The sequence below is a fragment of the Nocardia sp. NPDC049935 genome (assembly GCF_055586645.1).
In genome coordinates this window covers 1-11503 of record NZ_JBVJHV010000012.1, presented here as the reverse complement: position 1 = coordinate 11503, position 11503 = coordinate 1, and the positions used below count along the sequence as shown (strand labels likewise).

Here is an 11503-nt window from a genome sequence, read left to right as displayed (position 1 = left end):
GCGATCACCCGATGAGTTCGAGGCGAGCTACCATCACCCGGTTCCGGCCGGAACCTGATAACCCCGCCCTCCAACAATGCGGGGGAACCTCAAGGCATGGCGGCCAGTGGCTCCGCAGTGACCGATGCCGCGAACAAATACAAGGAACAGGACGACACGACCGCCGATGTCGTTCTCCGGACAAGCTGGGATGCGAGCTGATCCGTGACTATCGATACGAAGATCGAGGGTGATCCAGCAAGCATCCGTGCCAGCGCAGCGTGGCTGCGTGACACGCTCGGCAGTCAACTCTCCACGGCTGTCGATGATCTCGACAAGGTTCGCGGCCTTGCGGAATCCGGCTGGGATGGGGAATCGGGTGACGCCTTCGTCACCAAGACACGCGACGCGGCCACAAAGGCGAATACCTTTCTCACTGAGGTGCAGAAGTATGCGACAGCGCTCGAGAACCTGGCAGGGCAGGTCCAGCAGGCGCAGCTCGATATGTCGACAGTCAGAACCCATGCCACCGAGGCCGGGTTGACCCTGACCGGCACCACAATCGAGAAGCCTTCCGATGACGACGCCACGAAGATCGCCGCCTACAGCACAGTATCCGCGGAAGCCGAGAAGGTGCGGGACACCGAAGAATTCTGGGGCACTACCTGGAACAATATGGTCAACGACGTCAAAGACAAATGGTTCCTCGTCATCGGTGACATGATCAATGGTGCGGCCGGAGTGATGGCTACAAGACATGCATCGAAGCTTCTGCAGAGTGCGTCGAGCGCTTCCCAGCTTGCGACCGCGTTGATGGACGACGCCAGGTTCGCGCCGGCCGGCTCGCCGCGTGAAGTCGTTTATCGCAACATGCATTTCGCGCGTGACTTTTCGGGCACAGCTACCGCTCTCAATGAGCAGGCATCAAATGCGAAGACCAAGTCCGCGAAGATTGGTTTCAGGGTTGGCGGCGCGCTTGCGGTTGCAGGTGTTGTCTACGACATCCACAACGGCAAACCTGTTGAACAGGCAGTTGTATCGGGAGCGGCGGGCTTCGGTGCTTCCGTTGCTGCGGGTGCTGCCACGGGAGCGATCATTGGCAGCGTCTTTCCAGGGGTTGGTAACGTTGCCGGTGCCGCAGTGGGGACGGTCGTCGGCGCCGGTGCTGGGCTTTTCACTTCTGGTGCTGTCGATGCTCTGTACCAGGATGGTCTCAGCGTAGGCAACGCAATCAACGGAGGTATCGATGCGTTCGAGGCTACGGGCGATGCCATCGGTGGTGGGGTATCGAAGGCGTGGAATGCGCTCTTCTGACCGAACGATGAGTCCTACCGCCTGGCGCACCTCGGCTCGCTATGTCGGAACGATACTGCTGTCGACCGTCTTCTTGGCCGGGTTTGCGGCCATGTGCTTCGTGCTGGCATTGGCCGGCTGGGGGAGCGCCGACGAGTTCGGCCATGCCGCCTCGAAATACGTGGCTCTACTGGGTATCGCGATGCTCGTCCTCGCGGTCATGGGAATCGCGGGGCTTGTCACGCGAACACGTAGCACCAGCGGGATCCGACTGGAATCGGTGGACGGCACAGGCGCCACCGCCATTCCCGGCGCGATTCCAACCTTCGCTTTGTACCAATTGATGTGCTTCTGTTTCGCGGTACTGCTGCTCGGAGCGAGTCTCGAAATCGCGGTATCGGGGCAGCCGATTCTCTGGATTCCCGCGCTCGCGTCATTCTGTATGGGATTATTCTTCGCCTCGACAACAGGTCTCGCTCTGGCCGGTCGGATACGCAGGGCGAGTCTCGTGCTCACGCCCCAGGAGATCGTCTACGAGGGCTGGAGTTCCCGGATGAGTCTGCCGTGGTCGGATGTGACCGGTGTGCTTGCCGCGTCGATGCAGAACACCCCGCTGATATGCGTTATCGGCTGGGAGGGAGCTGTACGGAATCGCCTGCGCACGCCATCCATCCGATTCGGACGCAATTCGTATCGGTTCTGGAAACTGGAAGTTCAGGCGCCGAACGGAGCGGTCATCCTCGAATGCCCTCGTCTCGCCGCCGATGCCCACCGGTTGTTCCGATTCCTGACCTATTACGCCCACACTCCCGAGGCTCGGATGGAACTCGGAACTCCGGCGGCACTGAACCGCTGGGCCACCGTTTAGCCGACCGTTCGAGGTCCGCGCGCAGGCTTTTCGGGTAACCCGCACTGGCTTCGACGCCAGGATGATGCCGAGCAGTGGGGCTACCAGCTTGCCGAGGAGCGGAAGCGACTGGTATTCACGCGGGCGGGTCTGGCCGAGACCATGAATCCGTACGCGCGTTCGGAGTTTCAGCCCCAGGTGGCCTGGTCGGGCACGGTCGAGGTGGGCACCGCATAGAAGAAGTGGCCGGGCCTCAGTTCGTTCATTGGGTGCCAGCCGCCCCATGGATCGCGCTGATAGAAGCTGAACCCTCCCATGTCGGCGTCGAAGCAGACGATGTCGGCGGTGCCGAACGGGCTCCAATAGACGTCGGTGCCGGGGCGCGGCCCCTCGAGTGGTGTGCGGAACAGGTGGCTGCACGGCGTGATCACCGGGTTGTACATGGAGGGCTGGGCGGCGGCGGACGGCGTGAGCGCAGTGAGTCCCGTAGCGGTGATCGCGGCGGCGACAAGCCCGTTGCGGATCGTAGGTCGCATCTATTCTGCTCCATTTACTGGGTGGAAAAGGGCCTGCTGGTTTCACCCGGTGTAGAACTGCTCTTCGCTCCAGCGGTCGAAGTGGTAGGGATGGCCGGGATTCAACGCTCGAACCGAAGTGTAGAGGCAGTCCTCGACGTCGAGGTCGTCGAGGATGTCGCCCAGCCATCCGCGCCAATCGACCCCTGCTTCAAACTCTGGGTAGGTGTCGGCAAGTATTTCAGCTTGGCTGAGAATGAGGTACAGAGCTAGTTCTTCCAGTACCGTGTGTGCGCGTAGGTGTCCTGCGGAGAAACGCAAGCGAAGCGTGTTTACTGCGGCTCCCAGGGCATAAACGAGTTCGTAATCGTATCGGGGTACGAACTGAGGCGGAAGTTCCCCGTCGAGCCACGATGCAGACAGCTGCCCCAGATGTGCTGCTCGCGGTTGCTCGGCCAGTTTCGAAAGGTCGTCGTTGATCTGGTCGCTGAGCACATCGCTTCCAACCGCGAACGTCACCGCACATTCCCGGCCGAAGTTCTCCTCCAACGCGGCAGACCACGCGCGATGATCTCGATCGACTGTGCCGAGGAAGCCGTCATCATCAGGCTTCTGGTCGTTCTGCCCTGTTTCAGGGAGCCGACTCCATCCCATCGCCTTGCAAATGCCCCGAACCTTGTCCGCTCGAATTGATCCCCCGGACTCGTAGCGACTCCACGACTTCGTACCGATACCGGCTTTGGCTGCGGCTTCTTCGATGCTGAGGTCGAGGGCTATTCGTCGGTCCCGGATTGCTGATCCGAGCGAGGGGCTGCCGTTCTTCGTGCGCGGGGGCATTGGACCCTCCTAGTGGCCGGTCAGTACAGGGTATGTACCCTACCGGATGTTGTAGGGATGGAAAAGATGGCTGTCGACGGTTGGCCTTCATTGGCGTCGCAATTCTTCACGCTGTGGCCAGTGGGCTGGACTATAGAATTTGCTATAGTCCAGTGGTGGGTCAATGGGAGATCTACCAGACCGATGAGGTGGCCGCGTGGATGTCCGGCCTGCGACGTTCCGATCCCGAGGCTGCTGAGCGGGTCGAAGCGGCTGTCGATGTGCTCGCTGAATACGGGCCGACCCTGGGGCGCCCACTCGTCGACACGCTGACCGGTTCACAACTTGCCAACTTGAAGGAGTTACGCCCGAGACAGACGATGATCCGTGTGCTGTTCGCGTTCGACCCGTGGCGGTCGGCGATCCTGCTGACCGGCGGCGACAAGACCGGGCAGTGGAAGGCCTGGTACGAGCAGGCGATTCCTCGCGCGGAAGAGCTGTACGCGGTGTATCTGAAGGAACGGGCAGAGGAGGAAGGGCGATGAGTAGCTTCTCCAAATGGGATCGTGAAGGCTATCGCCGCCGTGTGGGCGAAGAGGAAGCCACACGTCGTCGTCGGTCGATCATGGCCGAGCAGTGGGGCTACCAGCTTGCCGAGGAACGGAAGCGGCTGGGGTTCACGCAGGCGGGCTTGGCCGAGATTATGGGAGTCAGCCCCGGGCGGGTGTCGCAAATCGAGCATGGCGAGGTCGCGACGGTCGAGGCTCTCGCCGCGTACGTTTCCGCGCTGGGCGGGAAGCTGGAGCTGCTGGCGGACATCGGTGGGCATCTGCTGAAGATGCCGACCGACCCCGCGGCGTGAGATGACTGCCTCCGACGGAGGGCTGCACCGTCGCACCCGAGTGCTACTGCCGGTGGCCTATTCGCGATGCGACGATCAGGGCCACCAAATTGTCGCCGCGATCACCAGCAGCGGTAGTCCGATCGCGATGGCGTAACCGACCACTACCAGGGCGCTCATGGTGTGTCCTGCGTGGAGGTCCAGCGTGGGAAGCTGAGACGCGGTAGCACGGTTTCCACATCGGCGACGTCCAGTACGGCGTCGAGTTCGTACGGGCCGAGGTGGTCGGGTGCCGGCAGGATCACCAGGTCGGCGTCGGCGTTGCGTGCCTGGTCGGCCACGCGTAGCACCGAGTGTTCGCCGGGCCATACGAGGTGGTAGCCGAGTCGGTCGGCGAGGCGGTGTATGTGGTCGCGGTCGGTCTCGGGGGCTCGGCTGATGTCGTGGTTGATCCAGCCGAACGCGATCGAGTGGCTCATGGCGCGATATCGGCGTCGGTGACGAGCTCCGGGACATCGCGACTGGTGCGGAGCCCGGCCGCCACTCGTTCCAATGTTGCTGTATCGATGCAGTATTGGTCGCGCAACAGCCGGACGGTCGCTTCCATTGCCCGGTTTCGCACCGGTCGCTTGGGCAGAGGTGGTCGTTCGCGCACAGTGCCTCCTGGTCGGGTGTCATGGCGTGCACCCGGCGCCGAGGAATTCCGTGGTCGGCGGGCTCGTAAGGTGCTGGCCCACCTGGTGGTTCGACCCGGCGCCGGGGCTGGATCAAGCCTCATCGACCGGTGTTCGCGGTCCCAGGGACAGCAGTCATAAAGAACCGCTACGCTTCCGCTAAGTGCGCAGCGACAGGGGGTTTCGCGTGATCGTGGAGGTGTGGACAAGGGTCGAGGTGCGGGCGCTGCGTGACGCGGCGTTGCGGATGACGCAGGAGCAGTTCGCCGAACAGATCGGGTGGTCTGTTGCGACCGTGCGAAAATGGGAACGTGCCACCGAATCGCGGCCGGTGCGCGGGCAACGTGCCGCCGACCTCGATAGTTGGCTGGCGAGGCTCAGCCCTGAGGCGATGCGCCGCTTTGCGCTCGCCATATCCTCCGCTCGGCCTCCATCGCCGGTGCAGCTGCCGCCGACCGCCGGGGTCGATGGAGAGGAGGACGCCGTGAACCGTCGCCAATTCGGTCAGCTTGCAGCCATTGCCGCGGCGGTGCCTCATTCGAGCACGTCTCGGATCGGGATCGCAGACGTGAAGCGGCTCAAAGAGTTCACCTCCGAACTCACGGCGTTGGACCAATCGGTGGGCGGAGCCAATCTTCTGCCGAATGCTGTCGGTGCATTGGCACAGGCTCAAGGTCTTCTGCACGGCTCCGCTTTCGACGAGAAGACAGGTCGCGCGTGGATGTCCGCTGTGGGGGAGCTTGCGGTGGAGACGGGCTGGCTTGCACACGATGCGGACCAGACTGATGTCGCTCGGCGCTGTTACGCCGATGCATTGTCGCTGGCGTCCGCAGCGGATGATGACAATCTGACCGTCCATGCGGCGCTGAACTCCGCCTTGCAGACCATCAGCTTGGCACGGCGTGGAGAAGCTTCTCCCTCCTATGCGCTAATGCTCATCCAACGTGCCGGAGACCTGGTCCGACGTCGTCCGCCGGGGCGTATTCACGCCCTGATCGCCGCGCGACAGGCAGCGGCCCACGGTGTGGCTGGCGACCGGCACGGCGTAGCGCGCGCAATGTCTACAGCCTGGCGGGAGATGGACTCTGCCGTCGAGTACGAGCCGACCGAGGCCTGTGAACCCTGGCTGCGGTTCGTCACACACTCGGAGATACGTGGGCATGAAGCACGTGCCCATACCGCCACAGGGAACCATGGCCGGGCGCTGGCGTTGTACGAGGTCGCGGCGGCGGAACCAGCGAGTGCTCGAAACGCGGCTAACGCAGCCGCTTGGTTCGCGGCTGCCCTGGCTCGCACTGGTGACGCGTCAGGAGCGATCGAGGCAGCAAAACCAGTCCTCGAAACCCTGGAGAAATCGGTTGCCTCGCCGCGCACATTGCGGGTGTTGAAGCCGGTCCGGCTCGCGGCCGACGCTGGGTCCGAAGCTGAGGAGTTCCGGGAGCGGTTCGATGCGCTCACGACAACGAAAGGCCAAGCAGTTGACTGAGTTCCGCCGATTCGACCAACTGGGTGCCCACGAGATCCGTGACACCGTGCAGGATGTGTATGCGCGTGCCTATGCGGAATCTGTCGCAAGCGGTGACCCGTTCGAGTCATTGGAAGCGGCCATGCGCAGATTCGATGCCTACACGAACAATTCAGGATTCGATCTGGTCGTGCTATACGCCGATGGTGAGGCAATCGGACAGGCGTGGGGGTGGCCGCTTAACGAGAATTCTCGCTGGTGGAGCAACCTGCGACTTGACGTCGAGGAACCAGAATTTACTACGGAGGATGGGACGCGGACCTTCGCGCTGTCCGAGATTATGGTGGTGCGCGAGCGCACCGGCCGAGGTTACGCAAGGGCGCTGCACGACGAGCTGTTGGATGGTCGGGAAGAGCGGCGGGCGACACTGCTGGTAGACCCGACGAACGAGCACGCGTATGAGCGGTATCGAATATGGGGTTGGTCTCGGGTAGGGGTTCTACAGCCGAGTTGGGAAGGCGCCCCTACGTTCGACGCACTAGTTCGAAGTTTGCTGCTGTAAGCGGGATCCACCGCACTTACAGATCAGTTCAGAATGAGTTTGCGGAGGCAGATCTGTTAGCACGATAGTGGGATTTCGTCTTTTCATAATCAGTTTCGTCGATGGCGGAGCACTCGGGTGTGGTGTTGGTGGCGTCGTGTCCAGTGGGTGGCTGCCAGGGTGTGGGTGATGGTGCGGGCTGGGTGCAGGACTATCGCCAGGAGACGGCGGATGTCGACGACTGTGAGTGGGCCCAGTCCGCGAGTGCTTTGGGTCGGTGACGGCGGTGACGGCGGTGAAGGCGTGGGCGAGCATGTCCAGGGTGACGTGGCGGTACCAGGGTTCCCATTAGCGGACCTGGTAGTGATCCAGGCCGCATTGGTCCTTGGCGGCTTGGAAGCATTCCTCGATCGCCCGTCTGGTCCCGGCGACCGCTACGACCTGCTCGCGCTCGATGGTGGCGCGATGGAGGCACAGGTAGTAGGCGATATCGGTGGGGTCCTCAGGGGAACGGCGGGCCAGCAGGGTCCGTGCGTATCCGGCGGGCAGATCACCGAAATACGGGAGCGTGGCCCACACCCAGTCGTAGAGACGTTCTCCGCGCTCTCCGAGTCCGGCCGAGACCCGATGCCATGCCTTGGCGGGTGCGCGCCCGACCAAGGTATCGACGCGTCGGCGGCCATTGAGATCGGCAACGGCCTGTTTGTCTATCCCGCAGGAACATGTCGACTACCGAGAGTGCATGCAGCGCCGTCAGTTACGAAGCGTCGTAAGTTGCTCAGGCCGTTGTCCGAGCCGGCTGCTCGGCCTGACGCGACTTCAAGCTTCCTGTACGATCCTCGCGACTTGACGTCCGTCCAGGGTATCTTGTTGAACTGTTGAGACTTCGGCGAGAAGGCGCTGACTGCTGTTGTGGCCCACGATATTAACCAACGGTCGTTTCAACGGCCTGTCGAAAAAGGAGTATGCGGGGTGCGTCTTCGCCGGCTTTTGCTGGATGGTCACCGCTCGATTGAAAATATCGAGTTTGAGGCGAGCTCATTCACAGTGCTTTTCGGTAAAAATAATGCCGGCAAGACCAGCATCCTCGAAACTCTGTTCGGTATTTTAGAGCCAAATGCGGAGCGTAGGCTTCGCGACTCGCCGTCGGGGCGTGGCTCCAATCCTTCCGGGGCGGTGGTGGTTCAGCTTGAGTCTGGCTTGCCCTTTGACGAAGAGGCGTCATTAGCCGCGTTTGGTGAAGCGGGTAGTATCGACATGAGCGAAGTGGCTTTTACTAAATCCCGGAATCAGCTTGACGACTTACTCCGAGACGAGATATTTGAGTGGCGGGGTCAGGTTGTTGACGCTCCCCGCCCACATGTCCTGTTCCTCGACTGGAGTTTCAGTGACATTCATGGCAGGGTCGAGTCTGCCATTGAGAAATTGGCGGTGACCGAGGCGCAGCGCAGGCGGAACGACTCGCCATGGCTTGAGTCAACTCCAATGACCGATAGAGGTTTCGAGTACCGAATTCCGCCAACAACGGAAGCGCGGGTCGAACAGCTCAGCCAGTTGTCTTCGGACCTGCTCCCCGACTTCGTCGACGGGAAGATTCGAGCGCACGTCACGGTTCCGAGCCTATGGCAACGAATGCCGAAAGTATTGCTTGAGTACGACCAGCGCGGTCTTACCCAATGTGCTGACACCATTGATGCAGCCGGTAGCGGTGCCGCGAGATGGATGGCAGCCGCGATCCAGATCGCGCTACACCTCATGGAGCAGCATCCCGACGTGAAATCCTTGAGTGCCCTTGGAGATCGAGGGCTTTCCGGGAAGATACTGCTGGTAGACGAGCCGGAAGCTCACCTTCATCCGGCGGCTGTACAGAGCATGGTCGCTTGGTGTCAGCGCATGGTCCATCACGGCGCAGTGGTGATTGTCGCCTCGCATCACGAACAATTCCTCCGCGCGGCAGGAAATGGGATAACCCTAGTGCACGTGACCCGGGATGCTGATCTGGTTACAACGTCAGCTCGCACGTTACCCACCGCTGCAACTACCCGACTGCAAGACTTGGCACGCGATATCGGCATGCACCCCGCCTCAATCCTTTCGCTTCACAAGGCTATCTTGTTCGTTGAGGGCCCCCTCGATGAGGCTGTGCTAGACGAGTATGCCGGAATCGAACTCGAGGCTGCTGGTATCAAAATCCTCCCGATCCACGGCACCAAAAACCTCGAAGGGCTCATCGATTCCGAAATCGTCACTGAACTCGGAATCAAGATCGGGATTCTAACCGACGCAACGGATCCACTAACGATGGAGAGTCGGTCGGGTAGAAAGCGATCCTCTGAAGAGCGCAAGCTTATTAAGATTCTTGAAATAGCGGCAAGAAAGAAACTGCCTGCACCTAAGATATTCGGTGTTACCGAAGCGGACCTGTTGTTTGTCCTGCCGCCTAAGGCAGTAAATGACTTTTACAGCCCGGATTTCCCAGGTTGGGAAGAACTCGTCGCAGAGTGTCGTCAATCGCTAGGCAAGGGCGCGTCGGACTCGGTTAACTGGAAAAGGTTTGCGTACGACCGCTACAACCTGCCCATAGAAACTCCGAGTGGGGTCCGGAGTGTCGTTCGCAAGCTCGACCTCTCCAATATACCACTTCCTTCCATTCGAGCCGTAATAGATGAAATCGTCGGTTGGGCGCGCGAAGAACGGTAGACTCGAAATCATGATCGGTGGTCGAAGAATACCCGCGAGCTGTTCGCCTTCCTCGCATATTCGGGACGCGCGGGTCGGGCGCTGATCGACCGGGAGCTCTACCTGCCCGAGTCCTGGATCGTTGACCCGGACCGCTGCGCTGATGCCCGGGATCGATCCTGCTCGCGCTATCGAGTGGTCTCCGGCGGTGTCGAGGATCATGATCTCATCGGCGTCGGTGCTCACCGAGCTTACTCTTTACAGATCAATTCAGCTGGCGCTCTGCCCGGTCGACTGGCTGTGGTCCAGCTCCATCGAGTTGCCGAATGAAGAAGTGCTCAGTTGTCGACGTGGATGCCCGCCATCTAACGCGAACCTAATTGGCTTCGCTCCTTGACGTGCATCTTCAAATTCTCGCGGTAGAACCTGTAGCGCTGGTGATCCGCCAACGCATCGCGTATTTCTTTGGCACCGAACCCAGCGTGGGACAGAAGGCACAGCCGCAATACCCAGATGACCGACGACTCCACGATCATCCAGTTGTAGAGCTGGACATCCAACGAGACGATCGGGTTGTGGTGTGCTAGATCATTGCGGGCCTTCTTGACCAGCTTCGCCCAGCCGGTGACAGGAGCCGTCACTTCGCGATCAACGCGCAGTGCCATCCTGTGGAGGTCAGTAGCGCGACGCACGTATTCCGGGTTTCCCCCAATGATCCGTTTGTGTATCCCCTCTACCAGCGAACATGCTGTGAGCGCATGAACCTGGACAGCATTGTCCTCGACAGGATCGGCGACGGCAGCAGCGAGCCCGTCCATCTTCTGTTCGATCTCCAGCCATCGCGCGAGTCGTTCGAGCGTGAGTGATTCTGGCGGCAAGAGGTTGTGAGGGTTTGGCCAGGAGGTCTTGCTCGGGTCCTGACTATCCGACTTCACCGTGATCCAATCCGTCTGACCTGCTTCACGGACCCGCACGCGGAGGGGGGTCAAATCCACGTCGAGCGCCAGTTTCGCCAGCGTGATCACTGACCACATAGCACGGTCAGCGGATCGCAACGACAGATCGGACGCTAGTCTCAGCGTGAGCCAGACCTCTCCGTCATCGCTGTAGGTGCATTCGATCTTGCCAGCTGCGCTGGAGGCCGAGTCATTTTCAGCTAGGTGAGCCCACCACCCGGGGTTATCGAGGACGACAGATATGGCATCAATTTTCGTCGAGAAGCCGTCGATGAGGTGAGCGCCAATGATGAGCTTGTACGGCTCCCAAATCTGCCGCAGTGGCGATCTCGCATAGTCGATCATGTTGCCTGCCGGGTGCTGGAGGTATGAGTCAATGCAGGTCACAGGCCCGATTGCGGTATCTCCAACGATGACACGCGGCGCGTAGTCAGCAACGATCCGAGCCGGGTCGCCGCTACGAGAAATCCTCAGGCCAGTCTTGGTGATGGAGACTTGATTCGCCAGCTCATCGACCAGCCGAGTCTTGAGCGTCAGACGAGCTCGCGCCCCCGGCTCCCATGTCACATCCCCGGCGACACGCTTCGTCGTGTCGTCAGGCGACCAGAAATGGCCCGATGCTTCCAGTGTGTCCACGCTGCCACGATAGTTTGAGCAGGGCAGGCCGCGGCGCCGAACGAACACATGAATAGCCCATGGTAGAAGGAGCATTCAGCCCCTCAGAGGCTGGCATTCGCGATCTTCGGCCGCATGGCCCTGCTGGCTGGTGGCCTGCATTATGTTCCCGCGCCCCTCCACCGTCAAGGGTGAGGTTCCCCCGCTTCCTTGGAGGGCTCTGAGCATGGTCCGATAGGACCGGGAAGGAGCCCCGCGTGGCAGCACCGAAGAAATACCCGG

General features: G+C 61.1%; 12 protein-coding genes. 7 read left to right on the top strand and 5 right to left on the bottom strand.

The window, feature by feature from the left end; all coding sequences use genetic code 11:
- Positions 1 to 204 precede the first annotated feature (204 nt).
- A complete protein-coding gene (locus ACZ6SF_RS31895; RefSeq protein WP_466067290.1) occupies positions 205 to 1293 on the top strand; it encodes a WXG100 family type VII secretion target in 1089 nt (362 codons plus the stop codon).
- Positions 1294 to 1300: 7 nt separating this feature from the next.
- A complete protein-coding gene (locus ACZ6SF_RS31890; RefSeq protein ID WP_466067288.1) occupies positions 1301 to 2140 on the top strand; it encodes a hypothetical protein in 840 nt (279 codons plus the stop codon).
- Between the two features lie 167 nt (positions 2141 to 2307).
- Here the strand turns inward: ACZ6SF_RS31890 and ACZ6SF_RS31885 are convergent, their stop codons facing one another.
- Both ACZ6SF_RS31885 and ACZ6SF_RS31880 read right to left on the bottom strand, forming a co-directional pair.
- A complete protein-coding gene (locus ACZ6SF_RS31885) occupies positions 2308 to 2655 on the bottom strand; it encodes a hypothetical protein (RefSeq protein WP_466067286.1) in 348 nt (115 codons plus the stop codon).
- 42 nt (positions 2656 to 2697) lie between these two features.
- The gene (locus ACZ6SF_RS31880) at positions 2698 to 3471 is read right to left on the bottom strand and encodes a helix-turn-helix domain-containing protein (RefSeq protein WP_466067284.1); all 774 of its coding nucleotides are present in this window, start codon (positions 3469 to 3471) and stop codon (positions 2698 to 2700) included.
- Positions 3472 to 3626: 155 nt separating this feature from the next.
- On the opposite strand from ACZ6SF_RS31880, the gene ACZ6SF_RS31875 reads away from it, so the two are divergent.
- Both ACZ6SF_RS31875 and ACZ6SF_RS31870 read left to right on the top strand, forming a co-directional pair.
- Positions 3627 to 3995, top strand: a complete 369-nt coding sequence (locus ACZ6SF_RS31875) for a type II toxin-antitoxin system RelE/ParE family toxin (RefSeq protein ID WP_466067282.1) — start codon at positions 3627 to 3629, stop codon at positions 3993 to 3995.
- The gene (locus tag ACZ6SF_RS31870) at positions 3992 to 4312 is read left to right on the top strand and encodes a helix-turn-helix domain-containing protein (protein ID WP_466067280.1); all 321 of its coding nucleotides are present in this window, start codon (positions 3992 to 3994) and stop codon (positions 4310 to 4312) included. Before ACZ6SF_RS31875 ends, ACZ6SF_RS31870 begins: the two co-directional genes overlap by 4 nt.
- Positions 4313 to 4467: 155 nt before the next feature.
- Here ACZ6SF_RS31870 and ACZ6SF_RS31865 read toward each other — a convergent pair whose 3' ends face one another.
- Positions 4468 to 4770 carry a hypothetical protein gene (locus ACZ6SF_RS31865; RefSeq protein WP_466067278.1) on the bottom strand — a complete coding sequence of 101 codons (303 nt, stop codon included), beginning with the start codon at positions 4768 to 4770 and terminating at the stop codon, positions 4468 to 4470.
- A 358-nt stretch (positions 4771 to 5128) separates the two neighbouring features.
- Between ACZ6SF_RS31865 and ACZ6SF_RS31860 the strand changes: the two genes are divergently transcribed.
- Together ACZ6SF_RS31860 and ACZ6SF_RS31855 are read left to right on the top strand one after the other, a co-directional pair.
- Positions 5129 to 6451 (top strand): helix-turn-helix domain-containing protein, encoded by a 1323-nt coding sequence (locus ACZ6SF_RS31860; RefSeq protein ID WP_466067276.1) that lies wholly within the window; start codon positions 5129 to 5131, stop codon positions 6449 to 6451.
- Entirely contained in the window at positions 6444 to 6992 is a 549-nt protein-coding gene (locus ACZ6SF_RS31855; RefSeq protein WP_466067274.1) for a GNAT family N-acetyltransferase, read from the top strand. The genes ACZ6SF_RS31860 and ACZ6SF_RS31855 overlap by 8 nt, the downstream gene beginning before the upstream one ends.
- Positions 6993 to 7319: 327 nt before the next feature.
- Here the strand turns inward: ACZ6SF_RS31855 and ACZ6SF_RS31850 are convergent, their stop codons facing one another.
- Positions 7320 to 7631 carry a hypothetical protein gene (locus tag ACZ6SF_RS31850; protein ID WP_466067273.1) on the bottom strand — a complete coding sequence of 104 codons (312 nt, stop codon included), beginning with the start codon at positions 7629 to 7631 and terminating at the stop codon, positions 7320 to 7322.
- 312 nt (positions 7632 to 7943) lie between these two features.
- Between ACZ6SF_RS31850 and ACZ6SF_RS31845 the strand changes: the two genes are divergently transcribed.
- The gene (locus ACZ6SF_RS31845; RefSeq protein ID WP_466067272.1) at positions 7944 to 9671 is read left to right on the top strand and encodes an ATP-dependent nuclease; all 1728 of its coding nucleotides are present in this window, start codon (positions 7944 to 7946) and stop codon (positions 9669 to 9671) included.
- A gap of 344 nt (positions 9672 to 10015) precedes the next feature.
- On the opposite strand, the gene ACZ6SF_RS31840 is transcribed toward ACZ6SF_RS31845, so the two are convergent.
- The gene (locus ACZ6SF_RS31840) at positions 10016 to 11242 is read right to left on the bottom strand and encodes an ApeA N-terminal domain 1-containing protein (protein WP_466067270.1); all 1227 of its coding nucleotides are present in this window, start codon (positions 11240 to 11242) and stop codon (positions 10016 to 10018) included.
- Positions 11243 to 11503 lie beyond the last annotated feature (261 nt).

What these genes read in the sequence shown, in the direction of transcription:
- ACZ6SF_RS31870 (WP_466067280.1), top strand. Translation starts at nt 3,992, where the DNA reads ATGAGTAGCTTCTCCAAATGGGATCGTGAAGGCTATCGCCGCCGTGTG.
- ACZ6SF_RS31880 (WP_466067284.1), bottom strand. Translation starts at nt 3,471, where the DNA reads ATGCCCCCGCGCACGAAGAACGGCAGCCCCTCGCTCGGATCAGCAATC.
- ACZ6SF_RS31865 (WP_466067278.1), bottom strand. Translation starts at nt 4,770, where the DNA reads ATGAGCCACTCGATCGCGTTCGGCTGGATCAACCACGACATCAGCCGA.
- ACZ6SF_RS31890 (WP_466067288.1), top strand. Translation starts at nt 1,301, where the DNA reads ATGAGTCCTACCGCCTGGCGCACCTCGGCTCGCTATGTCGGAACGATA.
- ACZ6SF_RS31885 (WP_466067286.1), bottom strand. Translation starts at nt 2,655, where the DNA reads ATGCGACCTACGATCCGCAACGGGCTTGTCGCCGCCGCGATCACCGCT.